Here is a 25,558-nt window from a genome sequence, read left to right as displayed (position 1 = left end):
AATTTCGCAAAATAAACGATAGGCCCGTCATGAACGTCAAGCAACTGCGCGCTTTTGTCGCCGTGGCCAAGTACCAGAGCTTCGCCCAGGCCGGTGAACACCTGCACGTATCGCAACCGGCCCTGAGCCTGACCATCAAGGCCCTGGAAGAGAACCTGGGCGGCGCCCTGCTCAGCCGCACCACCCGCAGCGTCAGCCTGACGGCCGAAGGCGAAGTGCTGCTGCCGCTGGCGCGGCGGCTGCTGGCCGACTGGGACGATACCGAAGAGATGCTGCGGCAACGCTTCACCCTGCAACTGGGCCGGGTCTCGGTGGCGGCGATGCCGTCGTTCGCCGGTAACCTGCTGCCCCATTCGCTCAAGGTCTTCCGCCAACGCTACCCCAAGGTCAACGTCACCGTGCACGATGTGATCAACGAACAGGTGCAGGAACTGGTGCGCCACCGCCGAGTCGAACTGGGCATTGGTTTCGAGCCGGACAATACCGACGGCCTGCACTTCCACCCGCTGTACATGGACCGTTTTGTCGCGGTGGTGCCCGCTGACTCACCCTTGGCGTTGTTGAACCAGGTCAGTTGGGCGCAACTGATGGCCGAAGATTTCGTGGCCCTGCAGCGGCCGTCTGCGGTACGCCTGCTGATGGAGCAGAACGTTGCCTCCCAGCACGGCAAACTGGCCGTGGCGTTCGAAAGCCACCAACTGGCGACCATCGGCCGCATGGTTGCCAGCGGCCTGGGCGTTAGCGCGGTGCCGGCCCTGTGCATCAACCAGATGCAGGAACTGGGTGCACGCTGCGTGCCTCTGGTCGAACCCACGGTCGAGCGGCGCATTGGGGTAATTGCCCTGAGCGAGCACAAACTGTCCACCGCAGCGCAGGCGTTGCTTGAAGTTCTACTGTCCAATACACAGCCCCCGGAGGTGACATGCGTTACGTGAAACTGGCAGGCGCGAGCGTGCCGGCCATTGGCCAAGGCACCTGGTACATGGGCGAAGACCCTGGGCGCAAGGCGGCAGAGGTAGCGGCCTTGCAACAGGGTATCGAGCTGGGCCTGAGCCTGATCGACACCGCCGAAATGTATGCCGAAGGCGGTGCGGAGACCGTGGTTGGCCAGGCCATTGCCGGGCGCCGCGACCAGGTGTTCCTGGTCAGCAAGGTCTACCCGCACAATGCCGGCCGGCAGGGCATGGCAACCGCCTGCGAGCGCAGCCTGGCACGCCTGGGTACCGAGTGCATCGATCTGTACCTGCTGCACTGGCGGGGCCAGCACCCGCTGGAAGAAACCGTCGCCGCCTTCGAGCGTTTGCGCGAGCAGGGCAAGATCAAGCGCTGGGGCGTTTCCAATTTCGATATCGACGACCTGCGCGAATTGAACAACCCTGCCTGCGCCACCAACCAGGTGCTGTACAACCCGGCCCAGCGGGGCATCGAATTCGACTTGCTGCCCTGGTGCCAACAACGCGCGCTACCGACCATGGCCTACTGCCCGTTGGCCCAGGCCGGGCGCTTGTTGCAGCACCCGGTGCTGGCAGAAATAGCCGAGCGCCATGGTGCCACGCCGGCTCAGGTCTGCCTGGCCTGGGTTACCCGTGATGATGGCCTCATTGCCATCCCCAAAGCCGTGGCGCCCGAGCATGTTCGGCTGAATGCAGCAGCGGGTGCATTGGCCTTGACCCACGAAGACCTGCGCGCAATCGACCTGGCCTTCCCGGCGCCCACCCGCAAGCAGCGCTTGGCGATGGTGTAGTCCGCCAGGGCATTTTCGTGAATGCGTGGCCGCGCCGCCGCGGGGAAGCCCGCGAAGTTAATGAAAGTCGCGGCTTCGCACGTCCAACCCCTGCAACAGCGCGGTCACATCTTCCAACCGCCGCGCTATGAGATGGCGCACGCCATTTTGCTGCTCCAGCCGCCCGCTGACCTTGAGCAACTGCGCCCCCACCAGCGCCCGCCTTTGCCGCTCGGCCAGCGCCCGCCATACCACCACGTTGACCATACCGTGTTCGTCCTCGAGGGTGACGAACGTCACCCCGCTGGCGGTCTGCGGCCGCTGCCGCCCCACCACCAGCCCCGTCACGGCGATGTTGTCGCCATGCTCCAGGCCTTGCAGTTCTGCAGAACTGCGGCAGCCCAGTGCCCGCAGACGCGTACGCAGCAATGTCAACGGGTGCGGCCCCAATGTGGTACCCAATGCCTGGTAATCGGCCACCAGGTCCTGCGCCACTGTTGGGGCCGGCAATTGCACCGCCACCTCCGGCACGGCCTGCACATCGGCAAACAGCGGCAGTTGCGCCTGCACGGCCGCCACCTGCCAGCGCGCCTGATGCCGGTCGCTGGCCAAGGCGCGAAGCGCGCCGGCATCCGCCAGGCAGGCCCGCGCGCGGGTGGCCAGCCCGGCACGCAGGCACAGGTCTTCCACGTCGCGCCATGGCTGCTGCGCCCGGGCCTGCTCCAGGCGCCTGGCGTCGGCTTCGGCCAGGCCCCGGACCAAGCGCAAGCCCATGCGCAAGGCCAAGGTGCCCTGGGCATCCGGCTCCAGCGTGCAGTCCCATTCGCTGTGGCAGACATCCACCGGCCGTACCTCGATGCCCTGGCGACGCGCCTCCTGCAGCAGTTGGTCGGGGCTGTAGAAGCCCATGGGCCAACTGTTGACCAGGGCGCAGGTGAAAATGGCCGGTTCATGGCACTTGAGCCAGCTGCTGGCATAGCACAGCAAGGCAAAGCTGGCGGCATGCGACTCTGGAAAACCATAGCTGCCGAAGCCTTTTATCTGTTCGAAAATGCGCTCGGCGAATGCCAGCTCGTAGCCATTGCGCAACATGCCCTGCAGCAAGCGCTGGCGGTGCGGTTCAAGACCGCCATGGCGTTTCCAGGCGGCCATGCTGCGCCGTAACTGATCGGCCTCGCCTGGTGAATAGTCGGCTGCGACCATGGCCAGCTCCATCACCTGTTCCTGGAACAGCGGCACACCCAAGGTGCGCTCGAACACCTCCTTCAGTTTTGGCGACGGGTAGGTCACCGGCTCTTGCTTCAGCCGCCTGCGCAGGTAGGGGTGCACCATGTCGCCCTGGATTGGCCCCGGGCGCACGATGGCCACCTCGATCACAAGGTCGTAGAAGGTGTTGGGCCGCAGCCGCGGCAACATGGCCATTTGCGCGCGCGACTCGATCTGGAATACCCCCATGGTCTCGGCGCGGCTGATCATGGCGTAGGTGGCGGGGTCTTCGCAGGGGATGGTCGCCAGGGTCAGTTCACGGCCACGGTGGCGCTGCAGCAGGTCGAAGCAACGGCGCAAGGCACTGAGCATGCCCAGCGCCAGCACGTCCACCTTGAGCAGGCCGACCATGTTGAGGTCGTCCTTGTCCCACTGGATGACGGTACGTTCGGCCATGGCGGCGTTTTCCACCGGCACCAGCTGGTCCAGCGGCTGCTGCGAGATGACAAACCCGCCCGGGTGCTGCGACAGGTGCCTGGGGAAGCCGATCAACTCGCCGGCCAGTATCAGTACCCGCCGCAACAACGGGCTGCCAGCTTCGAACCCGGCCTCGGCCAGGCGTTGTTCGTCGGGTATGCGGTCGCTCCAGCGGCCACAGCATTTGGCCAGGGCATCGACCTGGTCCATGGGCAAACCCAGCACACGCGCGACATCGCGCACGGCACCTGCAGCATGGTAGGTATTGACCACCGCCGTCAGCGCAGCACGGTGCCGCCCATAACGGCGGAACACGTACTGGATCACTTCTTCACGGCGGTCGTGTTCGAAATCCACGTCGATATCGGGCGGCTCGTTGCGCTCGCGTGACAAAAAACGCTCGAACAGCAGGCGGTGCTGCATGGGGTCGAGCTCGGTGATGCCCAGCACGAAGCACACCACCGAATTGGCCGCCGAGCCGCGGCCCTGGCACAGGATACGCTGGCGCCGGGCGAAGGCGACGATGTCGTGCACGGTCAGAAAGTAGCTTTCGTACCCCAGCTCTTCGATCAGCGCCAGCTCCGTGTCCAGCACCTGCCGCACCTTGGCGCTCGGCCCGTGTGGCCAACGCACGGGCAACCCCTGCTCGCACAGAGCACGCAGCCAAGTGGCCGGGGTATGAGCTTCAGGCACCAGTTCGCGTGGATACTGATAGTGCAGTTGGCCGAGGTCGAACTTGCAGCGCTGGGCAATGGCCAGGGTCTCGGCCAGCATCTCGGGCGGGTAGAGTTCTGCCAGTTGTACCGGGCTGCGCAAGTGCCGTTCGCCATTGGCAAACAGAAAACGCCCGGCTTCGGCCACCTGGCAATGCTGACGAATCGCAGTCATGCAGTCCTGCAACGCCCGGCGGCCGCGCACATGCATATGCACATCGCCACAGGCCACTGCGCGGATACCCAGCTCGGCCGCCAGGGCTTGCTGGCCCTGCAGATGCCGGGCATCGTCACTGCCACGGTGCAGGTGCACGGCCAACCACAGGCGCTGGGCAAAAAGCCCGCGCAACCACTGGCCGGTGGCCGTATCGCCCCTGTCGCCCGCCACCCACAAGGCCAGCAAGCCGTGATGGTGCTGCTGAAGGTCATCCCGAAAAAGCTGGTACTGGCCCTTTTCCGCCCGCCGTCGGGCGCGGGTAATCAGTGCGCACAGGTTCTGGTAGCCCGCCAGGTCGGCAACCAGCAGCACCAGCTTGGGGCCCTCGTGCAACTCTACTTCGCTGCCGACGATCAGCGGCAATTGGTGCACCTTGGCCGCCTGCCAGGCGCGCACGATACCGGCCAGCGTACATTCGTCAGTGATCGCCAGGGCCTGGTAACCCTGCTCTTTGGCCCGCCTGAACAGTTCGTCGGCGCTCGAAGCGCCGCGCTGGAAACTGAAATTGGACAGGCAATGCAGCTCGGCATACGGGGCGGAGTTCATGCGAACCAGCCCTGCAACCAAAGCGGGCCAGCCTGGCCCAGGTCACGGTAGGCCCAGCCACGCAGGCCGTCGCGGGTTTCGATGCGGTAGTAATCGCGGCGTACATCGCCGCCATCCCACCAGCCCGACTCGATGCGCTCGGCAGGGCTCTGCAAGCGGTAGCCAGCCTCGTCCAGCGCCAGCGGCGCGGGCAGCAACCAACCAGGGCGACTGCCCGGGGCCACCGGCATGCCCCCGAGCGCCCCCTGCTCTGCCAGTTGCCAGGCACATTCGGGCCGGTGATCGGCGGCCGCGCTCAGGCCTTGGACGGCCTCATCGCCCAGCCGCGCGCGCAAGCGCTCGCGCAATTGTTCCCAAGGTTGCGCCTGTTGCGCCCGTGGGTCGAACAACGCCTGGTGCTGTGGCACAAAGGCTGGCAGGTCTTCGGCGACCAACCGCAGGTTGCGCACCGGGGCCGGAATACGCAGCGGCTCCAGGCGCCCACGGGCCAGCTCGAACAGCATCGCGGCGTCGCGCTCGGCGGCCAGCAAGCCGACCTTCAGCAGCGTGTCCGGGCCTTCGACATGCTCCAGGTGCAGGCAAAAGCGCTGCACGCCACAATCGCGACCGGCCAGGAATGCGGCCAGGTCGTTGAGCATGCGCCGCAGCGGAAACAACAGCGCCTGGTGCGATTCAACATCGAAGTTCAGCTCCAGCCGGCTCTCGAAACGATCGGGCGGCAGGTAGAAGTCCAACCCCAGGGTGCGCAGGCCGAGCAACTGATCCAGGTGCAGTTGGACCTGGGCAGGAAAGCGTTTGGCCAAGGTGTCGCGCGGCAACGCCAGCACCTGGCCGAGTTGCCGCAAGCCCATGCGGGCAAAGGCTTCGGCAGCCTCTGGCGGCAAGCCGATGCGCTGGATGGGCATGTTCAGCAACGCGTTACGGGTGGCTTCGGCATCGGCGACCACCAGGCCATCGTGGGCATTGGCCAGCATGCGCGCTGCCACCGGGTTGCTGGCTACCACGATGCGCTGGCGCAAGCCCAGTTCAGCCAGTTCCTGGCGCAGGCGTGCTTCCATCACCGGCCATGGGCCGAACAGCTGCAGGCTTGAGCCCACCTCCAGCAACAGCGCACGCGGGTAATGCAGGCTGACCTGGGCACTGAAACGGTAGGCCCAGGCGGCCAGCAGTTGCTGCATGCGCTCGATGCGCCTGGGGTCTGTTTCGATACAGGTGAAACCATCGGCCAGCGCACGTGCAGCAGTCAGGGTTTGCCCGGCCCGCAGGCCGAGTGCCGCCGCTGCCGGGTTGACTGCCTGCAATACCCGCCGCTGGCTGGGCCCGCCAATAATGACCAGGGGGTTGGCTGGGTCTTCGCGCTCGCGCAGGACGGTGTCCAACGCCAGTTGCGGAAGCAGGATGCAGGCCCAGAGCATGTTGCATCAGCCCTGCCACGGGCTGGCAATGGGCAGGGCCGGCGGCATGCCGCCGCGGCTTTTCAGCACCCGCCATTGGGCTGGGCGGGTATCCACGGCGATACGCAATGCTGCCGGTGACGGGTTGTGGGCGGCCTGCTGCGGCCGGCAGGCAAAGGCCAGCGCCTGGCCGGTTTCCGCCGCCACTTGCAGGCGCCGCAGGGCACGGTCATCGGCACGCTCGGGCCAGCACAGCACTGCCGCGCAACTGCCCGAGCGCAGGCACTGCTCGGCGGCCCACAGGGCGTCAGCGGGTTCGGCGTTTACCTGCACCAGCCAGCGCAGGTCTACCCCCGCGGCCTGCCAGGCCGGTGCATAGGGAATGAAAGGCGGCGCCACCAACACCACGCGGCTGGCTTCTGCGCTCAGGCGTGCCAGGGTTGGCCACAGCAACTGCAATTCGCCACAACCCGGGTTCGCCAACAGCAGTTCGCTCAATGCGGCTGCCGGCCAACCGCCTTCCGGTAAACGTTGGTCCAGCGCGGCATGGCCGGTTGGCTGCAGCCCCAGCGGTCGCGCCTGGGCCTGCCGGCCGCGCCATACCCGGCGCTGGTCCAACAACCGGTCGAGGTCGACCACCGCGCCCATCAGTCACGCCTCAGCAAGCCACAGAACACGCCTTCGATGAAGAACTCCTGTGTGGGGAGCACATCGATAGGCGCATAGGCTGGGTTACGTGGCAACAACCGGTAGTGCTTGCCCACGCGTTGCAGGCGCTTGATGGTGACTTCGCCGTCGAGCCGGACTACCACGATCTGGCCATCACGGGCATCGGCCTGTTGCAGGATGCCGACCAGGTCACCGTCGAAGATGCCGTCATCGATCATTGAATCGCCACGCACCTTGAGCAGGTAGTCGGGGGTGCGGCGGAACAGGCTGGGGTCGAGCAGCAACTGCTCGTGGATGCCCAGGTCCGGGCCGATCGGGGCGCCTGCCGCCACTTGGCCGAGCACCGGGACTTCGAGCATTTCTGGCCGGCGCAGGGGGTCGGCCAGGCGAATGCCCCGCGCCTGGTTGGGGGTGACATCGATATAACCCGCCTGACACAGGGCGGTGATGTGTTTGCGCGCGACGCTGCGCGAGGCAAAACCGAAGCGCGTGGCGATGTCCGCCAGGCTCGGCGGCTGCCCGTGGTCGCTGATGCGCTCGCGGATGAAGTCGAAAATGGCGCGGCGTTTGGGGGTAAGGTTATTCATGGAGCACATTTGTACTCCTTTCGCCGCGTGCTGAACAGACCCCTTCGTCGTCCGCATTGGTTATGATCCCCCGGCTTGTGTTTTTTGTACGGGATACCCCATGCTCACCGCCCTGCTGTTCGACCTCGACGGAACCCTTACCGACACCGACAGCCTGCACTTGCAGGCCTTTCGCCAACTGCTGCGTGACCATGACGGCCGCGAGCTGAGCCAGGCCCAGTTCGAGGCCCAGGTCAGCGGCAGGGCCAATGGCGAGCTGTTCGCCGAACTGTTCCCCGGCGCCAGTACCGAACAGTGCGCGAGGCTGGCCGACCGCAAGGAAGCCTTGTTCCGGGAGATGTCGCCGGCGTTGCAGCCCATGCCAGGCCTGCTGCGCCTGCTGGAGCATGCCCAGGCCCATGCCATCGGCATGTGCGTGGTCACCAACGCGCCGCGGCTCAATGCCGACCACATGCTCGCTGCCATGGGCTTGGCCCAGCGCTTCGAGCATGTGGTCGTGGCCGACGAGCTGGCCCGGCCCAAGCCCGACCCGCTGCCCTACCTTACGGGGCTGCAGCGGCTGGGCGCCGCGGCCGGGCAGGCGCTGGCTTTCGAGGACTCCTTGCCGGGGGTGGCTGCAGCCACTGCGGCCGGTATCTTTACCGTCGGCGTAGCCACCACGCAAACGCCTGAGCGGTTGCGGGCAGCAGGGGCACAGCTGGTCATCGCTGATTTCAACGACGCCCAGTTGTGGGCATTGCTCGAGCAACGCCTTGATCCTCGACACCGCCACTGAAGCCCTAGCCATCCCAACCACCGCGCTGCCCAGGCCACCTCATGCTGATCGACGAAGAACTCACCCTGAAAAAGCTGGAAACCTTCCTCGCCTTCATGCGCAGCGGCAACCTCAGCCGCGCTGCCGCCGAACTGTGCACCAGTTCGGTCAGCGTGCACCGTGCCATCCATTCGCTGGAAAGCGCCCTGCGCTGCGCCCTTTTCAAGCACGAAGGCCGGCAGCTGATTCCGCTGGAAAGCGCCTACGTACTGGAAAAGAAAGCCCGCCTGCTGATCCAGGACGCCGAGCAGATGGTGCGCCAGACCCGCGAAGCCGCCGGCTTCTACGCTGAACGCTTTCGCCTGGGCGCGCTGTACTCGCTAACGGTAAAAACCGTGCCCAAGCTGGTGATGGGGCTTAAGCTGCGGCGCAGCGAACTGAACATCGACCTCACCCTGGGCTCCAACCTCGACCTGCTGCAGCGCCTGAAAAACCATGAACTGGAGGCCATTCTCGTCTCCCTGGACGAGAGCGTCAGCGACCCGGCCTGCGAACAACTGCCGCTGTTTTCCGACGACATCTTCCTCGCCGTACCTACTGATTCCCCCTTCGCCGAGCAGGCCGAGGTGGACCTGGCCGACCTGGCCAACTCCACCTTCATCACCCTGACCCAAGGGTTTGCCACACACCGCGATGGCGCCCGGGTCTTCCAGCAAGCCGGCTTCGAGCCAAAGGTCGCCATGCAGGTCAACGACATCTTCACCCTGCTGAGCATGGTCAGCTCGGGCGTGGGCTTTGCCCTGCTGCCGGGGCGCATCGCGGCCGTCTACGAGAACCGCGTCAGGCTGATAGCCCTGCAACCGCAGTACCGTTTGCAGCAGCATATCGGCGTGGTGTTTCTGAAGGCGCGGGAGCGGGAGCCGAACCTGCTGGCCTTGCTGGCGGAATGCCGGATGTACAGCCTGGAGCGCTAGGTTGTTGCACTGGCACCGATGAAGGGCGGCACCAGGAGCGTAGTGCTGTCCACTTGAGCAGTTGGGGCCGCTCCGCGACCCATCGCAGGCAAGCCAGCTCCCACAGGGATCGCATCAGGGCTGGCAGGTGTTTGTCAGAAGGTATGCAGCGCCTGTGAGATCGAGCGCCGCCCGCGCGGCGCTTCGCGGGTAAACCCGCTCCTACATTTGTTTCGGGCCAGTATTGCCTGTGCCGGACGCGCGCGACCGCCTTGTTTTTACGACGCGATATCGTGGCGGGCGCCAAGGCGTTCGCGCGCAAATCCCACAGGCATAATTGGCCCGAAACAAATGTAGGAGCGGGTTTACCCGCGAAGCGCCGCGCGGGCGGCGCTCGGTCTCACAGGCGCTGAAGATACTGCGGCTACCCTTGCCAGAAACCATAGAATCTCCCACAGGACGGTGCAATGCTTGAAGTGTGCGCTGTACCTGTGGGAGCTGGCTTGCCTGCGATGGGCTGCGCAGCAGCCCCAATCAGTGTGGCATCACCCTCAAGTAAGCAGCATCAGGCACCAAGAGCGGCCATAGGGTGCGAAAGCATGACCGCCAGCCTCAGGCCAACGCCCGCTGCACCTCGCCAACCGTGCTCGCCAGGCTGCTCAGGTGCAGGCTCAGTACCCGCTCGACAGGCGCCTGGTCCAATGGCCAGTGCAAGGCGATGCTCCCGGCCACGCGGCCTTCGGCATGCACGGGCAAGGCAATGGCGCGAATCAGGTGCGGCAGGCGTACCGGGTACTCCCAGTGGCCCTCGGTGCGCTGGCCGAAACCTTTGTGTGCCTCTTTCTCGATATCGCGCAGCAACGCATCGTCCCCCAGCCGCGCATCGGCCGCCAGGCGTTGCACCTCCTCCAGCCCCAGCTCACCCAGGCAGGCGCGGCCCATCGCCGAATGGAACAAGCTGGCATGATGGCCGACGATCTGGCAGGTATGCGGGTAACGCTTGCGCAGGATCTGCGGAATGGCGCTTTCCATGACCTCCAGCCGCTGACCATCGAAACACGACAGGTCCACCACCAACCCGGTACGTTCGCTCAACTCCAGCAGCATCGGCGCGGCGCGTTCCACCAGGCGCCGCTTGAAGCGCAACTGGCGGTCACCGTACAAGCGCCGCGAGCACAGCCGATAGCGCCGGTCGCTGAGGCCGCGATAAACCCAGCCCTGCACCTGCAAGGTAGCAAGCATGCGCGACACCGTGGCCTTGGGCAGTGTGGTCAGGTAATGCAGTTCTTCAAGGCCCAGTGCCTGGTGCTCGCCCAGCAGGTCGACGATGGCCAGCGCCCGCTCCACCGAACGCACGCCGCCACCTTCTGCCGTGATGCCCATGGGGATGACCTCCTGGTTGCCAGAGGGTCAGCATAGCCAGCAAAAAGCGCGCCTGGCCAGCACCTCATGGCGCCTGCAGGCTGGGCGGCGGGCAACGTTGCACCCAGCCGGTGAGTTGTTCATGGGCATAGGCCAACTGCAACACGGCATGGTCTGCCTGGGCCGGGCCAATGATCTGCAAGCCCATGGGCAAGCCGCCAGGGTTGAAACCGATCGGCACGCTCATGCTCGGCAAGCCGGCCAGGGTCGGCCCGATCACCACTTCCATCCAGCGGTGGTAGGTATCCATGGGCCGCCCGCCTACCACCTGCGGCCATGGCAGGCACGCATCGAAAGGGAACACCTGGGCCGATGGCAGCAGCAGGAAATCGTAGTGCTCGAACAGCTCAGCCATGGCGCGGTACCAGTCACTGCGGTCCAGCGAAGCCTGGTACAGCGCTGCAGCACTCAACTGCAAGCCGCCTTCCACCTCCCACTGTGCTTCGGGCTTGAGCAGTGTGCGCCGGGCCGGGTCGGCATAGGCTGCGCTGAGGCTGCCATGCACCAGGAAGTGGCGGTGCGTGAGCCAGCACTGCCACAAGCGAGCCAGGTCGAATGCCGGTTGGCAGGCCTCGACCCGGCAGCCCAGCTCGGCGAAATCGGCCAAGGCCGATTCGCACAGGCTCATCACCCCGTCATCCATCGGCAGGTAGCCGTTGTAGTCCCCCAGCCAGCCCACCCGTACGCCGCGCAGATCACGTTGCAAGCCGGCGGCGAAATCGCGCCGGCCTTCGCTCAGCGCCAGCGGTGCCCGCGCATCTGCCCCGGCCTGAACCGATAACAGCCGGGCCACATCGGTCACGCTGCGGCCCATCGGCCCCTCGGTGGCCAACTGCTGCACGAACAATTCCGGCGCAGGGCCGTGGGGCACCCGCCCCTGCGAGGGGCGCAGGCCGAACACGTTGTTGAACGCCGCCGGGTTGCGCAACGAGCCCATCATGTCGCTGCCGTCGGCCACCGGCAGCAGGCGCATGGCCAGTGCCGCCGCCGCGCCACCGCTGCTGCCCCCCGCCACCCGTGTCGGGTCGTAGGCATTGGTGGTGGTGCCGAACAAGGTGTTGTAACTCTGCGACCCCAGGCCGAACTCGGGCACGTTGCTTTTGCCCACGATCAAGGCGCCACTTGCCCGCACCCGCGCCACACTGATCGCGTCGTGCTGGGGAACCTGGTCGGCGAACAGCGGCGAACCCAGTGTGGTACGCAGCCCGGCCGTGGCCGCCAGGTCCTTGATGGCCTGGGGCATGCCATGCATCCAGCCGCGTGAATGGCCGCGGGCCAGTTCGCGGTCACGTTGGTCGGCCTCGGCCAGCAGCGCCGCGGCCGGGCGCAGCGAGACCAGCGCATTGACCCGTGGGTTGCACCGCTCGATGTGCACCAGGTAGGCCTGCATCACCTCGCGACACGACAGCTGGCGGGCGTGTATGGCTTGGGACAAGGCTTCGGCGCCGAGGGCGACAATGGGGTCGATGACAAGCGGCTTCACGGTTTCACTCCAAGGTTGAAGGCAGCCCGGTTGCCCGCCCGGGGTGCGTCTTTCAGACAGTAGGTAGCCAACAAGGTCAGCAGGCAGGCAAACAGTACATAGAACGATGGCGCCACCGGGGTTCCCAGCGCCTGGGTCAGCCAGGTCACGATCAACGGGGCAAAGCCACCGAATACCATGACGGCCACGTTATAGGCCACCGACACGCCGGTGGAACGCACCTCGACCGGGAACTGCTCGGCCAGGGCAGTCGGCGCCGGGCCGAAGAAACCGCCGATAGCCGTGCACAGCAGCAATTGCATGACCAGCAGGCGCTCCAGGGATGGCGCCGCGGCGACCCAGACATACAGCGGGTAGACCATCACGAAGAATGCCAGGGTGAAGGCCATCAGCACCGGCCGCCGCCCAAAACGGTCCGACAGCGCCCCGGCCAGTGGAATGACCACCGTCATCAGGCCCACCGCGAGCATCTGCACCAGCAGCACCTGGTCCAACGGCAGGCCCAGGCTTTTGTGGGCAAACGTCGGCATGTTCACCAGCACCACATAGAACGACACTGTGGCGCCAGAAGCCAGGCCCATGGCCACCAGCAGGCTGCGCCGGTGTTCACGCAGCACCTGCGGCAGGCTGGGCGAGCGGCCCTTGGCCTGGCGGCGGGCCTCGATGAACGCCTCGGGTTCTTCCATGTGCTTGCGAATCCACAGCCCTACCGGGCCGATCAGCAGCCCCAGCACAAACGGGATACGCCAGCCCCAGCTGTCCAGCGCCGCCGGCGAGCACAGGTGGGTAACCAGTGCCACCATCGCCGCACCGCCGAACACCGCCAGGCATTGCCCCACCAGTTGCCAGGAACCGTACAGGCCCTTGCGGTGGGCCGGGGCACTCTCCACCAGGAAGGCCGTGGCGCTGGCGTACTCACCGCCCGTGGCAAAGCCCTGCAGCATGCGCGCCACCACGATCAACAGCGGCGCGGCCATGCCAATGGCCAGGTAATCGGGGGCAAAGGCGATCATGGCGATCGACACGGTCATCAGGCGGATGATCAGTTGCATCGCCGCCTTGCGACCCTTGCGGTCGGCGTACATGCCCAGCAGCACACCGCCCACCGGGCGCATGAAAAAGCCGACACCGAAGGTGGCCAGGGCCATCAGCAGCGAGGCGTATTCATCGTCGGAGGGGAAGAATTGCCGGGCAATGATGCTGGCCAGAAAGCCGTACACGATAAAGTCATACCACTCCAGGGCGTTGCCGATGACGGCAGCCACCACTTGCCGGGTGCGCGACACGCCATTACTCGAAGTCTGCATAGGGAACACTCCACACGGTGATTGGGTGATCGCCCGGGCACGGTCGCACCCGGGTTCCAGCGGCAGTCGGTAAAACGGCAGGATCAGGCAGGTGCTAGCCAGCGCTCTGCCAGCGCGCCCCAGTAGGCAGCGCCGGTCAGCAGGATGTCGTCGTTGAAGTCGTAGCCGGGGTTGTGCACCATCGGCCCCGCGACGCCGTTGCCGATGAACAGGTAGGCACCCGGGCAGCGTTGCAGCATCCAGGCAAAATCCTCGCTGCCCATCAGCTTGCGGGTGTTGGCATCCACCGCGTCGGCGCCCAGCAACTCCACGGCTACCTGGGTGGCGAAGGCGTTTTCTGCCGGGTGGTTGACCAGCACGGGGTACGCCGGGCGGTGCTCGATGCTGGCGCGGCAGCCGAAGCTTTCAGCCTGGTGGGTGATGATCGCCCGCACCCGCTGCAGGGTCTGCGCCCGTACTTCAGCATCCAGCGCCCGCAGGCTCAGGCGCAGCAGTGCCTGTTGCGGGATCACGTTGGCCGCTTCGCCGGCCTGCAGGGCCCCCACCGTCACCACCGCTGCCTCCTGGGCATCGATATTGCGCGCCACCACGGTTTGCAATGCCAGCACCACACTGGCGGCGGCGACCAGCGGGTCGACCGTCAGGTGCGGCATGGAGCCGTGGCCCCCCACGCCGTCCAGGGTCACGGTGAGCAGATCTTGCGAAGCCATCATCGGCCCTTCCCGTAAGCCCAGCTGCCCCGCGGGCAACCCTGGCATGTTGTGCATGCCGAACAATGCATCGCAGGGAAAACGCGTCAGCAAGCCATCGGCCAGCATCGCCTCGGCACCACCCTGCCCCTCTTCTGCCGGCTGGAATATCAGCGTCAGTGTGCCGTCGAACTGCCGGGTGGCGGCCAGGTAGCGGGCGGCACCGAGCAGCATGGTGGTATGCCCATCGTGGCCGCAGGCGTGCATGCAGCCTTGGTGCTGGCTGCTGTAGGCGGCACCGGTGGCCTCATGGATGGGCAGCGCGTCCATGTCGGCACGCAAGCCCAGGCGGCGCTGGCTGCTGCCATGGCGCAGCACGCCCACCACGCCGGTCTTGCCGATGCCGGTGTGCACCTCGTAGCCCCATTGTTCCAGGTGGCCGGCGACCAGCGCTGAGGTGCGGTTTTCTTCGAAACCCAGTTCCGGGTGGGCGTGAATATCATGGCGGATTGCGTGCAGGTCGCTGGCCACCTCGTTCAGCCAGGCCAGGATGTGCTGATGTCGGGACATGTGCAGTCTCCTTGTGCGGGTGGTTTCCCGTTCTTGTTGTTCGCCTTGGGGTCACGACGGGTGAGGCAGGTCGTGCTGGCTGCCAGCTAAACCTGGCCTGCCGTGGCACACAACCGAAACTGGTTTCATGCTGCGGAACAAAAGCCTGGTGCTGGTGGTGCTCCATCCGCGGCCACGCATAGGAAACCGTCGCTGGCGCATAGGCTGCTGACGCGAATGATTCTCGATCAGGCGCTACAATGCCGGCCGTTGCGTGCCCGTGCGGGGTGCGCGTTGCCAACATCGAGGAACGGGCATGGCCAGAACAACGCTGGTGGGGGTTTTCACAGGGCTGGTGGTCGCAGGGGGTATAACGCCGACGAGCGCGAGCGAACGGCTGGTGCTGGAAGACACGGTGGTGGCCAGCGACAAGCTTGAACAAGCCCGCGACCAGTTGCCTGCCAGCCTCTCGGTGATCGACGCCAGGACCCTGCAGAGCACACCGGTGGACTCGCTGGAACAACTGGTGCGGCGCACCCCGGGGTTCACCTTCCAGCCCTTTGGCCAGTCGGGCACGCAACTGCCGGTGGTGCGCGGCCTGACCTCCAATGCCACGGCCTTCTCCAACTCGCTGCTGATGCTGGTCGACGGCGTGCCGGTGTTGCGCGGCCAAGGCTTCGACAATGACCTGGTGGGCGTCGAGCGCGTGGAGATCCTGCGCGGTCCGCAATCTGCACTGTACGGTCGCAACGCCGAGGCCGGCGTGCTCAGCGTGTTCACGCGCCAGCCGGGCGACGCCGACTACGCCCGGGTGGAAACCGGGCTGGGCAGCCGTGACAAGCGCCTGGTCAGCGCCGACCTGAGCACCGCGCTGATAGAAGGCACCCTGTACGCAGGTGCCGCTGGTCAATGGACAAGCCAGGACGGCTACCTGGACGACGACTTTGCCGGTGGCAAAGCCGACGACCGCGAGCGCCAGAGCGGCCGCCTGACCCTGCGCTGGACGCCGGACGCGCTCACCGACGCGACCCTGCGCTACAGCACCCTGAAATACCGCGACCAGGCCGCGCAATGGGGCAGCCGCACGGGCCGCGACCGGGCAGTGAATTCCGGGCTGGCCGGGCGTAACCACTCCAGCGGCGACACCTGGTCGCTGGACCTGCGCCGGCAACTGGGCGGCGACCTGGAACTGCGCTCGATCACCGCACGCAGCGTGTTCGACGACCGTCTACGCCAGGACACCGACTTCCAGCCAAGCGACCTCATGCACCTGGCCCGCGACTACCATTTCGAAACCCTGAGCCAGGAACTGCGCTTGAGTGGCAGCCACGGGCAAGGCCGCTGGCTGCTGGGCGCGTATGCCGACCGTGAAGACCACGACCTGGATTACCAGCAGAAACTGCCGATGGGGCTCAGCCGCACCCAGGCCGGCCTGGGGGGCAATACCGCCGCGCTGTTCGGCCAATGGCTGCAGCCGCTGTCCGGGGCCTGGTCGTTGACCTTGGGTGGCCGCTATGAGTACGCACGTGCCTGGATCGACCCGGCAGGCAACCGCAACCAGTCCGACAGCTGGCAGCACTTCACCCCCAAGGTGGCATTGCAGTATGCGCTGAGCGACGATGCCCAGGCCTACGTCAGCTACAGCCAGGGCATGCGTGCGGGCGGCTTCAATGCCTTCGCCAGCAGCGCCGGCAACCCGGCGTACGACCCGGAGCAGGTGCGCAGCCTTGAGGTGGGCCTGAAGGGCCTGACCGCGGACCAGCGCCTGCGCTACTCGGCGGCGCTGTACCGCATGCAGGTGCGTGACATGCAGGTACAGCAACTGGTGCAGCAGGGGCTGGTGTACATCACCAATGCGGCGGCGGCGACCTCCACCGGCCTGGACCTGGACCTGGAATACCTGCTGGGCGAACGCTGGACCCTCACTGCAGCGCTGGGGCTGAACCGCACCCGCTTCGAGCGGTTCCGCGAGGGGAGCAACGACTACGAGGATAACCGCAACCCGTTCGCCCCGGACTTCACCGGCCACCTGGGCCTGCGTTACGACGCCGATGCCGGCTGGTACGTACAGGGCGCGCTGAGTGCGGTGGGCAAGGTGTATCTGGACGCTGCCAATACCTATCGGCGCCCCGGCTACGGCCTGGTGGACCTGAGCGCTGGCTACCGCTTCGGGCAGTACACCGTCAGCACCTATGTCGACAACCTGCTGGACAAGCGCTACGACGCCCAGGGATTGCTCAATGGCGCTGTGACCGTGTACAGCCCGCCACGCGAGGTGGGGATGAGGGTCAGCTTCGAGCTGTAGGGGGGGCGCGCCGCTGCGACCCACGCCATGGCCCGCAGCGGCGCCCTGACCGGGCTCAGCGCTTGCGCCCGAAGATCGACTTTGGTGACCGCCCGAAATAGCGGGTGAACGCCACGGTGAAGTTGTTCGGGTATTTGTACCCCACCTGCCACGCCGCCTGCGCCACCTGTTGCCCGGCCTCCAGCAAGGTCATGGCCTTGCGCATGCGCAATTCCAGCAGCATGCGTGCCGGTGTGGTGTCGAACAGGTAACGGAACCCCTCCTTGAGCTTGTGTTCGTTCATGCCCACCGCCGTGGCCAGGTAATCCACGGTCAACGGCTTGTCCAGTTGCTCGCACAACAGGTTGCGCGCCCGCTCGATACGCTGCACGTCGCAGGTACTCAAGGCCGCGGCGGTGCTGGGCGGCGGCGCCAGCAGGTTGAACTGCTCGGCCAGCAGGCTGAGGGTGTGGATATGCAGGTCCAGCCGGTGGGCCGGGTCCAGACCGCCCGGTTGCAGGTAGCGCACCAGCGCGGCGGCATGGGCTTGGGCGGCCTGGGAGCTGGGCCGGAAATCCAGGCGGTGCAACCGGCCACTGCCCAGCACTTCAGTGGCCCGTGCCTCGCCCACGTACTTGCACAGCGTCGCGTGGTCGATCACCACGCGCAGTTGCGAAGCGGTTTCGTTGGCCTGGTACCGGCGCTCGCCAGGCGTGGCACGGAAGGCGGTGATGGTGGTGTGCCCCGCCTCGAACGCCAGGGTGCTGCCGTCCTGGCCGATGAAGCCGGATTTTCCCTGCAGCCCCACCGTCACCACCATCACGTGGCCGTCATGCGGCCCGCAGGTCTCCTCCACCAGCGGGCGTGTGGGGTGGTAATGCAGGCGCCCCAGCGACAGGCCTTGCTCCAGTTGCAGCAGGTCGGTGTGGCACTGCCCGTAGGCTTCGTCCAATTGCAGGCGCAGGCGCCCGTCGGCGCTCAGCGAACGGTGCCGGGGCTGGTCCAGGCCCAGGCGGCAGGTGGCGTTGCTCGTGTTCATGAAGACATCCCTGAGGATCTGCGGCCGTCGTACCGCATAAAAACGGCTCCGGCTCGCATATTTTATGTGAATGATTCTTATTTAATATATACCACCCTTTGAGCTGATTCGGCCATGCCCCGTTTCGTTCCTTATCCGTGGGCCCGCAACGGCCACACACGCGACAACTACAGGAAGTTACCGTGACCCGACTTGCACCCCGCCCCCGCGACCTGCACCCCACCGCCACCCACCCCTTGCAAGCCTGTTGGGACCTGCAACTGGGAGGGCTGGCGGCCGACGCCTTGCAGCTGGCGCTGGCACACGGCCTGTTCGATCACCTGCAGCAATACCTCGCCCCCGCCCAGGTGGCGCAGGCCCTGAACTGGCATGCCGAGAGCGCCGACTACTTCCTCGAACTGCTGTGGAGCCTGGACCTGCTCGAACGCCATGCTCAGCGCCCGGCGCGCTACCGCAATAGCCCGCTGGCCGACCGCCACCTGCGCAGCGACGCGGTCCAGTACTGCGGCGATGCCTTGATGTTCCGCCACCGCGTGCTGCGGGAAACCGGCGCACAACTGGACGGCTACCTGCGCACGGGCATGCCGCGCCAGGCGCCGAGTACCGCCCAGCTCGACCAGGGGTGGGCCAATGCCGCGCGCTTGCAGATCGCCCAGGAACAACGAGCGGTCACCTGCGACAGCGCCTGTGCCTTGCTGGCCAGCCTGCCGGAGTACCCACGCCTGCAACGCCTGCTCGACCTCGGCGGCGGGCCGGGCCTGGTGGCCATCGCCCTGGCCCGGCAACTGACGGCGCTCAGCGGCGTGGTCCTCGAATACCCCGAGACGGCACAGGTGGCCGCCGACAATATCGCCGCCGCCGGCCTGGGCGCCCGGCTGAGCGCGCGCGGCGCAGACCTGAACAGCGACGACATAGGCAGCGGCTACGACCTGATCTGGTGCTCGTCGGTGCTGCACTTCGTCGACGACCTGCCGGCCACCTTGCAGCGCCTGCACGCGGCGCTCGCGCCCGGTGGCCTGCTGGTGTGCTGCCAGGCTGAAGTGCCCCAGGCCCGTCAGGTCGCGGCCCAGGTGCTGCCCTACTACCTGCACATGCGCCTGCAAGGCCGCCACGTACTGGCCGAGGGCGAGCTGGCGCAGCTGCTGCGCGACAGCGGCTGGCGTGGTGTAGAGCAGGTCGATGGCGTGCGCTACCCACTAACGCCGGTAACGGCAGTCATCGCCCGCAAGGCCAAGGAGTGACACCATGACCCGCCCCCCTGTCATCGCCCTGCAACTGCTGTTCGGCTGGCTCAACCTGGCCTTGGCGGTGCCGAGCATCTACCTGATGTTCGGCCTGCCGCTGGTCATGCGCCAATACGGCTGGAGCGGGACCGAGATCGGTCTGTTCCAGCTGGCCGGGCTGCCGGCGGTGTTCAAGTTCCTCATGGCCGTGCCGGTGCAACGGGTGCGCCTGGGGCGCTCGCCGTTGCCGCGCTGGCTGGCGTTGCTCGGTGGCGTGCTGATCGTGCTGTACGCGCTGATCGCCCGCGACAACCTCATCGAACAGCGCCTGGCACTGTTCGCCATGACCTTCGCCATCAGCATCGTCGCCACCTGGATGGACATCCCACTCAATGCCCTGGCGGTGCAATGGCTGCCGCGCCACGAACAGGTGCGTGCCGGCAGCATCCGCGCCGCGGCCTTGTTCGTGGGTGCGATCGTGGGCGGCGGCGCGATGTTGCTGGTGCAGTCGCGCCTGGGCTGGCAGGCGCCGTTCGTGATCATGGGCGCGGCATTGGCACTGGGGGTACTGGCGCTGCTGCTCGTAGCCAGGCGCCTGCCGAGCGTGCCCACACCGGCAGCCATGGCACCGGGCCTGGTGGCCGATTGGGCCGGCTTTTTCGGCCAGCCGGCGGCACGCCAGTGGACCTGGTTGCTGCTCAGCGCCTTCCCGTTCATCGGGGCGGCCTGGCTGTACCTTAAACCCCTGCTGCTCGACCAGGGCATGGCCCTGGAGCAGGTGGCCTGGCTGGTGGGCATTGCCGGGGGCACGCTGGGCGCATTTGCCAGCCTGGTGGGCGGGCGCCTGATTCCGCTGCTGGGCACGGCACGGGCGATTGTCCTGTACCTGCTGGCGGCGCTGCTGGCCTTGGGGGTGCTGGGCCTGGCGGTGTGGCTGCGGCTGGGCCAGCCCTGGCTGATCGCCGGTGCATTACTGCTGGCCTTGGCCATGGGGGCGGTGTCGGCGCTGATGTTCGGCCTGACCCTGTTCTTCAGCCGCCAGCAACGCAGCGCCAGCGACTATGGCCTGCAGTCGAGCCTGTTCGTGGTCACCCGTCTGGCTGCACCGGTGCTCGCCGGCCTGCTGCTCGACCGCCTGGGCTATGGCGGCTTGTTGGCCAGCCTGGGCGCTGGCCTGGCGCTGGCGCTGGTACTGGCGTGGCGGGTGCGCCACAGCATCGCCCGCAGCACCGACGCCCTGTTGCGCACCTCCGGCGACGCCGCCCCAGGCACCGCTTCCATCACCCTTGAGGGCAAACCATGAAGCCACACCGCTACGGCATCTGCCTGATCAGCCGCGATCCGGCGCTACGGGCCGACGTCAGCGCCGTGCTCGACCGGCTCAACCACTGGCTGGGGCATGAGACCCCGCACGCCAGCCAGCACTGGCCCGACGCCCAGTTGCAGAGCCTGTACCGTCAGGTCGCCGGCCAGGCCGAAGCCTACCTGCGCCAACAGGCCAAGCCAGGGGCGCTGGCCCTGCAACTGCTGGCCTTCGACGACCTTGCCCAGGCCCAGGCGGCGCTGGCTACCGCCTGCCCCTGCGATCACGTGCTGCTGGACACCCGTGACCTGCAAGCGCAACCCGAGCACGACCCCTTGGGCGCCCTGCTCGACACCCAGCCCGAAGCCCGCCGCTCGCCCAGCAGCGCCGTGCTGCTGTGCCATGCGCAGCACCTGCAGCACTGGCTGACCCGCCTGGGCGGCAACCGCCTGCTGCGCGTGCCCCACGAAGACCGCGCGCTGCGCCGCGCCGACCTGCTGCGCCTGTTCGTCGACCACCTTGAGCACGCCTACTGCAACCGCTTGCTGGCACGCACCACCCTGCAATCGGCTGAGCCGGTGAGCCTGGCCCGCGACATCCAGCAGCGCATGACCCAACGCTGGGGCCAGGCCTGGGATTGCCATTTCTTTACCGGCTCCATGGTCGCCGGCCTGCTCGACTCGCTGGGCGAGCTGCTGCGGCCAACCGCCTGCGGTTTCCACAGCGCCTGCAACGAGCACGCCCTGGCGGTCAGCGCCCTGGCCGGCTGGCAGCTGTACCAACGGGCCTACGTGATCGTGATGACCTCGGGCATGCTTGACGAGATGCGCGGCACCCTGGCCAACCTCAAGCGCGCCGGTGCGCCGGGCCTGGTGGTCTGCGCCGACTCCCCGGAGTCGGTCTGGTTCGCCTTCCAGGGCACCCTGGACGCCGACAACGATGGCCATCAGGTCATCGCCGCCCGCGGCCTGTGGCAGCGCTTCGTGCGCCGCCCGGATGAAGCCGCGGCCTGTGTCGAACAGGCCTTCGCTGCCCTTGACCAACGCCCGGCGCCGACTTTCCTGTTCGCCACCCAGGCGGTGCTCGAATCCCGCGCGCAGTTGGAAGGCCCGCCCCCGCCCATGCCCGCCACAGCCATGCAGCAGGCGCTTACGGCACCGGAGTTGGCGGCGCTGGAGCAGTTGCTGGAGGTGATCAACCACACGCCTTCGCGCCTGCTCTGGCAATGCGGGCGGCTGGCTGCCGACGAGCGCCAGCGGGTGGTCGAACTGGCGCGCCGCGCTGGCATCGCGCTGGCCGACAGCATTGTCGCGCCCGGTAGCGTATGCGCCTATCAGGACCAGGAGCCGGTGCCCAATTACCTCGGGCCGCTGTCGATGTACGGATTCAGCCGCCGCGTGCACGCGTTTCTCGAAGGCACCGACAACGAGCCGGGCAAACCCTGGCTGATGTTCGTCAAAAGCAAGATCGACCAGTCCGCCACGCCCTACTCGGAAGGTCGCCTGCCCAGGCTGTTCCACATTGCCCAGGTCAACCACCAGCCCGGCCATATCGCGCCGTTTTGCGAGCTGCCAGTGCCGCTGGCCCTGAACAGGGTGCTCGACTACCTGGAGCCGCGCCTGGCCGTACCGGCCGCGCTGCTGCGCACCCGCCGCGAGCGGCTGCAAAGGTTGCAGCGCACCCGCGAGGTGCTGCCCAGCGACCAGATCGAAACCCTGCCGATGACGCCGAACTACTTCTTTCATCGCCTCGGCCAGTTGCTTGGCGAGCTGATCGAGTGTCACGGCTACCGCTACACCGGTGTCTACGACGTGGGCCGTTGCAGCCTGTCGGCCCTGCGTAACCTGCCCCGTACCGACGCCGGCTTCTCCGGTTGGTACGGCCGGGCGCTGATGGGCGATGCGCTGATGTCGCTGCCCTACATAGCCCTGAACGACGAACGCCATGTGCTGGCGTTCATTGGCGACGGTGCCCGCGCCCTGGTGCCGGACATCGAGCAGCGCCTGGCGATGAGCCTGGCCAGCAGCGCCGATGCCGGCCAGCGCAACGTCACGGTGATGTACCTGGCCAACGGCGTGCTGTCGATGATCCAGACCTACCTGGACAAACGCTATGCCTGCCACGGCGCCAGCCAGGTCAACGTGCCGCTGGCCGAGGGGCCGCTGTGGGAAGAGCGCGCGTTCGGCCCGCTGCGTGTCTGCCGCGCCCGCCTGCTGCAGTTCTGCCCCGACACCCTGCGCCAGGCGCTGACTGCGCCGGGGCGCCTGAACTTCTTCGACGTATGGCTGGGCCACAACTCCGAGGGCGATGGCTTGAGCCTGGTCTCGGAAACCGCCTGGAGCCGCCTGAACATGGAAAACTGCTGATGAAATTCGGATTCATTGCCCACCCCACCTCCACTGGCCTGCTGCATCAGGTCAAGCTGGTGGACATGCTCGACCGCACCCTGGAAGAACAGGCCTGGGGTTACCAGGCCGAGCGCTGGCAGCAGCGCAACCTGGTGCCGTTCATCGATTTCGGGCGCATCGTCAGCGCCTGTGGCGCCGAGTGCTCGGGAATGCTGCAGTTCATGCCGCTGACCGCCGAGCAGATGCTGCGCCAGCCGCGCGCGGTTGCCGAACGGGTGCTGCAGGGCGTGGCCGCGCTCAAGGCCGAAGGCGCCGAACTGGTGGGCCTGGGCGGCTTTACCGCGATCGTCGGCAACCGCGGCGTGGCGACCATGCAGCAGGCTGAGGTGGCCGTTACCACCGGCAACTCGCTGACCGCCTTCGCCGCCTACGCCAACCTGATGGACAGCCTGCGCCTGCTGGGCATCGCCGCAGCGGACGCCGAGGTGGCGGTACTCGGCTACCCCGGGTCGATCGCCCTGGCCGTGGCGCGGTTGCTGGCCGAACAGGGCTGCCGGCTGCGCCTGGTGCACCGGGGCAACGCCCAGCAGGCCCAGGCGCACCTGGACTACCTGCCCAGCCAGTACCACGCCCAGGTCACCCTGCATCACAACCTTGAAGACTGTTACGCCCAGGTGCGCTTCTATGTAGCCGCGACGTCCAGCGGCGGCCTGATCGACCCACGCCGGCTGCTGCCAGGCTCGGTGGTGCTGGATGCCGCCTTGCCCAAGGACGTGATGGACGTGCCCCACCAGCGCCGCGACATCCTGCTGGTGGACGCCGGCCTGGTCTCCGCCAGCCCCGCCGTGCACCTGGGGCTGCGCAGCCTGGGCCTGGAGCCCAAGCGCAGCCTCAATGGCTGCCTGGCCGAAACCATGATCCTGGCGCTGGAGGGCCGCGCCGAGCCATTCTCCCTGGGCCGTGAGTTGCCGGTGCACAAGGTGCTGGAGATCGGCCGCATCGCCGAGCGTCACGGCTTCAGCCCTTCGCCCATGACCCATGACGGCGAAGTGCTCGCCAGCGAGGCCTTCGACCGCCTGCACCGCCACCACCACCCGCGCCGTGCGCTACGCGCCAGCGACGCCACCGACGAGCCCCTGGCCTTGCGCCGCGAAGTGCTCAACAGCTTTGCCGAGCACATCAACCCGGTGCTGCGCGAGTTCTACCGGTTCAACCACATCGAGCGGGTGTTCAGCCAGGGCCAGGGCTGCTGGCTCACCGACCTGGACGGCCGGCGCTTTCTCGACTTCGTCGGCGGCTACGGCTGCCTCAACACCGGCCACAATCACCCAGCCATCAGCCAGGCCTTGCAAGGCTACCTGCAAGCGCAATTTCCCACCTTCATCCAGTACCTCTCGGCGCCATTGCACGCCAGCCTCCTGGCCCAGCGCCTGGCGGCACTGGCACCCGGTGGGCTGAACCGGGTGTTCTTCAGCAACTCCGGAACCGAGGCGGTAGAGGCGGCACTGAAACTGGCCTTGGCCGCCAGCGACAGGCGCAGCGTGGTCTACTGCGACAACGGCTACCACGGCAAGACCCTGGGCGCACTGTCGGTGACGGGCCGGGCCAAGCACCGCACCCCCTTCGAGCCCCTGCTGCCGCGCTGCGACAGCCTGCCCTTCGGCGACCTGCACGCGTTGCGCAGGCGCCTGGAGCAAGGCGACGTGGCTGCCTTCATCGTCGAGCCGATCCAGGGCGAAGGCGGCGTGATCCTGCCACCGCCTGGCTACCTGGCTGGGGTTCGTGCGCTGTGCGATGAGTTCGACTGCCTGTGGATACTGGACGAGATCCAGACCGGCCTGGGCCGCACGGGCAAGCTGTTCGCCTGTGAGTGGGACAATACCGCGCCCGACATCATGGTGCTTTCCAAGTCGCTGTCCGGCGGCCTGGTGCCAATCGGTGCCACGTTGTCCCGCGACGCCGTGTGGGAACGTGCCTATGGCGATATCGACAGCTTCGCCCTGCACACCTCGACCTTCGGTGGCGGTAACTTCGCTGCCGCCGCGGCCCTGGCGGCGCTGGATGTGCTGGAGCAGGACGGCCTGTGTGCCAATGCCGCCGAAGTGGGGGCGTTTCTGCAGGCCGGCTTGCAGCGCCTGGTGGACCGCTACCCATTCCTGGTGGCGGTGCGCGGCCGCGGGCTGATGCTGGCGATCGAGTTTCACCAGGACATGCGCGGCGGCGTGCAGGCGTTGGTCAAGGAACTGGCGGGGCGCATACCGGGCCAGGCCATGGCCACCTACCGCATGCTGTCGGGCGCTGCCCGCGCGCACCTGGAGGCCGCCGCCCAGGCATTGGAGCAGAACCTGGAAGACATGTTCGTGCTGCGCTTCATGACCAAGCTGTCCGAGGAACATGGCGTGCTCACCTTCGTTACCGCCAACAACAACCGGGTGATGCGTATCCAGCCGCCGCTGGTGCTCACGCGCGACGAAGCCGAACGCTTTCTGAGCGCCTTCGCCAGCGTCTGCGAGGACTTGGCCACGTTCCAGTCCTGAGCCCCGGGGGCTGCCAAGCAGCCCCTTTCCGCGCTGCCACCGCCCCGCCGACAAAACCCATAGTTTTACCGCGCTTTGCCATACGAATCGGGCCGCTCGGCGGATTGAACCGGTGGCCCGCACAATTGAAAATGG

General features: G+C 66.9%; 18 protein-coding genes. 9 read left to right on the top strand and 9 right to left on the bottom strand.

All coding sequences use genetic code 11. The annotated features are described in order from the left end of the window. Positions 1 to 29: 29 nt before the first annotated feature. Both K4A76_RS11375 and K4A76_RS11370 read left to right on the top strand, forming a co-directional pair. Positions 30 to 935 (top strand): LysR family transcriptional regulator, encoded by a 906-nt coding sequence (locus K4A76_RS11375; protein ID WP_274412202.1) that lies wholly within the window; start codon positions 30 to 32, stop codon positions 933 to 935. Continuing rightward, a complete protein-coding gene (locus K4A76_RS11370; protein WP_274412201.1) occupies positions 923 to 1,744 on the top strand; it encodes an aldo/keto reductase in 822 nt (273 codons plus the stop codon). The genes K4A76_RS11375 and K4A76_RS11370 overlap by 13 nt, the downstream gene beginning before the upstream one ends. A 57-nt stretch (positions 1,745 to 1,801) precedes the next feature. On the opposite strand, the gene K4A76_RS11365 is transcribed toward K4A76_RS11370, so the two are convergent. From K4A76_RS11365 to lexA, 4 genes are read right to left on the bottom strand one after another with little or no spacing between them, the layout of a single operon-like run. Next, positions 1,802 to 4,882, bottom strand: coding sequence for an error-prone DNA polymerase (locus tag K4A76_RS11365; RefSeq protein ID WP_274412200.1), 3,081 nt, complete (start codon positions 4,880 to 4,882; stop codon positions 1,802 to 1,804). Then, on the bottom strand, positions 4,879 to 6,297 hold the full coding sequence (locus K4A76_RS11360; protein ID WP_274412199.1) for a Y-family DNA polymerase: 1,419 nt from the start codon (positions 6,295 to 6,297) through the stop codon (positions 4,879 to 4,881). Before K4A76_RS11360 ends, K4A76_RS11365 begins: the two co-directional genes overlap by 4 nt. 6 nt (positions 6,298 to 6,303) lie before the next feature. Then, a complete protein-coding gene (imuA, locus tag K4A76_RS11355) occupies positions 6,304 to 6,924 on the bottom strand; it encodes a translesion DNA synthesis-associated protein ImuA (protein ID WP_115294065.1) in 621 nt (206 codons plus the stop codon). Beyond that, entirely contained in the window at positions 6,924 to 7,541 is a 618-nt protein-coding gene (gene lexA / locus K4A76_RS11350; protein WP_274412198.1) for a transcriptional repressor LexA, read from the bottom strand. Before lexA ends, imuA begins: the two co-directional genes overlap by 1 nt. Positions 7,542 to 7,632: 91 nt before the next feature. On the opposite strand from lexA, the gene K4A76_RS11345 reads away from it, so the two are divergent. After that, positions 7,633 to 8,307, top strand: a complete 675-nt coding sequence (locus K4A76_RS11345) for an HAD family hydrolase (protein ID WP_274412197.1) — start codon at positions 7,633 to 7,635, stop codon at positions 8,305 to 8,307. A gap of 41 nt (positions 8,308 to 8,348) precedes the next feature. Further along, complete coding sequence (locus K4A76_RS11340) at positions 8,349 to 9,260, top strand: LysR family transcriptional regulator (RefSeq protein WP_274412196.1); 912 nt, start codon at positions 8,349 to 8,351, stop codon at positions 9,258 to 9,260. Positions 9,261 to 9,851: 591 nt separating this feature from the next. Here the strand turns inward: K4A76_RS11340 and K4A76_RS11335 are convergent. The 4 genes from K4A76_RS11335 to K4A76_RS11320 form a co-directional block, all read right to left on the bottom strand. Beyond that, positions 9,852 to 10,622, bottom strand: a complete 771-nt coding sequence (locus K4A76_RS11335) for an IclR family transcriptional regulator (protein ID WP_212624606.1) — start codon at positions 10,620 to 10,622, stop codon at positions 9,852 to 9,854. A 64-nt stretch (positions 10,623 to 10,686) separates the two neighbouring features. Next, positions 10,687 to 12,144 (bottom strand): amidase, encoded by a 1,458-nt coding sequence (locus K4A76_RS11330; RefSeq protein WP_274412195.1) that lies wholly within the window; start codon positions 12,142 to 12,144, stop codon positions 10,687 to 10,689. Continuing rightward, positions 12,141 to 13,451, bottom strand: coding sequence for a citrate-proton symporter (locus K4A76_RS11325; RefSeq protein WP_009681747.1), 1,311 nt, complete (start codon positions 13,449 to 13,451; stop codon positions 12,141 to 12,143). Before K4A76_RS11325 ends, K4A76_RS11330 begins: the two co-directional genes overlap by 4 nt. Positions 13,452 to 13,534: 83 nt before the next feature. After that, a complete protein-coding gene (locus K4A76_RS11320; protein ID WP_054912466.1) occupies positions 13,535 to 14,710 on the bottom strand; it encodes a M20 aminoacylase family protein in 1,176 nt (391 codons plus the stop codon). A gap of 295 nt (positions 14,711 to 15,005) precedes the next feature. Here K4A76_RS11320 and K4A76_RS11315 point away from each other — a divergent pair, with 295 nt between their 5' ends. After that, positions 15,006 to 16,994 carry a TonB-dependent receptor gene (locus K4A76_RS11315; protein WP_274412194.1) on the top strand — a complete coding sequence of 663 codons (1,989 nt, stop codon included), beginning with the start codon at positions 15,006 to 15,008 and terminating at the stop codon, positions 16,992 to 16,994. 55 nt (positions 16,995 to 17,049) lie between these two features. On the opposite strand, the gene K4A76_RS11310 is transcribed toward K4A76_RS11315, so the two are convergent. Beyond that, a complete protein-coding gene (locus tag K4A76_RS11310) occupies positions 17,050 to 18,012 on the bottom strand; it encodes a helix-turn-helix domain-containing protein (RefSeq protein ID WP_115294057.1) in 963 nt (320 codons plus the stop codon). A 182-nt stretch (positions 18,013 to 18,194) separates the two neighbouring features. On the opposite strand from K4A76_RS11310, the gene K4A76_RS11305 reads away from it, so the two are divergent. The 4 genes from K4A76_RS11305 to K4A76_RS11290 are packed head-to-tail and all read left to right on the top strand — an operon-like array spanning position 18,195 to position 25,423. Continuing rightward, positions 18,195 to 19,253, top strand: coding sequence for a class I SAM-dependent methyltransferase (locus K4A76_RS11305; protein ID WP_274412193.1), 1,059 nt, complete (start codon positions 18,195 to 18,197; stop codon positions 19,251 to 19,253). Between the two features lie 4 nt (positions 19,254 to 19,257). Next, positions 19,258 to 20,538 (top strand): MFS transporter, encoded by a 1,281-nt coding sequence (locus tag K4A76_RS11300; protein WP_274412192.1) that lies wholly within the window; start codon positions 19,258 to 19,260, stop codon positions 20,536 to 20,538. After that, positions 20,535 to 22,904: a thiamine pyrophosphate-binding protein gene (locus tag K4A76_RS11295; RefSeq protein WP_274412191.1), complete on the top strand. Its 2,370-nt coding sequence runs from the start codon at positions 20,535 to 20,537 to the stop codon at positions 22,902 to 22,904. The genes K4A76_RS11300 and K4A76_RS11295 overlap by 4 nt, the downstream gene beginning before the upstream one ends. Then, on the top strand, positions 22,904 to 25,423 hold the full coding sequence (locus K4A76_RS11290) for an aminotransferase class III-fold pyridoxal phosphate-dependent enzyme (RefSeq protein WP_274412190.1): 2,520 nt from the start codon (positions 22,904 to 22,906) through the stop codon (positions 25,421 to 25,423). The genes K4A76_RS11295 and K4A76_RS11290 overlap by 1 nt, the downstream gene beginning before the upstream one ends. The last annotated feature ends 135 nt before the right edge of the window (positions 25,424 to 25,558 follow it).

This window comes from Pseudomonas sp. NEEL19, from assembly GCF_028751975.1.
GTDB classification, from domain to species: Bacteria; Pseudomonadota; Gammaproteobacteria; order Pseudomonadales; family Pseudomonadaceae; genus Aquipseudomonas; species Aquipseudomonas juntendi.
This window is presented reverse-complemented; position numbering and strand designations above follow the sequence as displayed.

Excerpts from the sequence above, each read along its gene's own strand:
- K4A76_RS11370 (WP_274412201.1), top strand. The coding sequence starts at position 923 with ATGCGTTACGTGAAACTGGCAGGCGCGAGCGTGCCGGCCATTGGCCAA.
- K4A76_RS11300 (WP_274412192.1), top strand. The coding sequence starts at position 19,258 with ATGACCCGCCCCCCTGTCATCGCCCTGCAACTGCTGTTCGGCTGGCTC.
- K4A76_RS11295 (WP_274412191.1), top strand. The coding sequence starts at position 20,535 with ATGAAGCCACACCGCTACGGCATCTGCCTGATCAGCCGCGATCCGGCG.
- K4A76_RS11325 (WP_009681747.1), bottom strand. The coding sequence starts at position 13,451 with ATGCAGACTTCGAGTAATGGCGTGTCGCGCACCCGGCAAGTGGTGGCT.
- K4A76_RS11290 (WP_274412190.1), top strand. The coding sequence starts at position 22,904 with ATGAAATTCGGATTCATTGCCCACCCCACCTCCACTGGCCTGCTGCAT.
- K4A76_RS11310 (WP_115294057.1), bottom strand. The coding sequence starts at position 18,012 with ATGAACACGAGCAACGCCACCTGCCGCCTGGGCCTGGACCAGCCCCGG.
- K4A76_RS11375 (WP_274412202.1), top strand. The coding sequence starts at position 30 with ATGAACGTCAAGCAACTGCGCGCTTTTGTCGCCGTGGCCAAGTACCAG.
- K4A76_RS11360 (WP_274412199.1), bottom strand. The coding sequence starts at position 6,297 with ATGCTCTGGGCCTGCATCCTGCTTCCGCAACTGGCGTTGGACACCGTC.
- lexA (WP_274412198.1), bottom strand. The coding sequence starts at position 7,541 with ATGTGCTCCATGAATAACCTTACCCCCAAACGCCGCGCCATTTTCGAC.
- K4A76_RS11365 (WP_274412200.1), bottom strand. The coding sequence starts at position 4,882 with ATGAACTCCGCCCCGTATGCCGAGCTGCATTGCCTGTCCAATTTCAGT.
- K4A76_RS11345 (WP_274412197.1), top strand. The coding sequence starts at position 7,633 with ATGCTCACCGCCCTGCTGTTCGACCTCGACGGAACCCTTACCGACACC.
- K4A76_RS11315 (WP_274412194.1), top strand. The coding sequence starts at position 15,006 with ATGGCCAGAACAACGCTGGTGGGGGTTTTCACAGGGCTGGTGGTCGCA.
- K4A76_RS11320 (WP_054912466.1), bottom strand. The coding sequence starts at position 14,710 with ATGTCCCGACATCAGCACATCCTGGCCTGGCTGAACGAGGTGGCCAGC.
- K4A76_RS11335 (WP_212624606.1), bottom strand. The coding sequence starts at position 10,622 with ATGGGCATCACGGCAGAAGGTGGCGGCGTGCGTTCGGTGGAGCGGGCG.
- imuA (WP_115294065.1), bottom strand. The coding sequence starts at position 6,924 with ATGGGCGCGGTGGTCGACCTCGACCGGTTGTTGGACCAGCGCCGGGTA.
- K4A76_RS11340 (WP_274412196.1), top strand. The coding sequence starts at position 8,349 with ATGCTGATCGACGAAGAACTCACCCTGAAAAAGCTGGAAACCTTCCTC.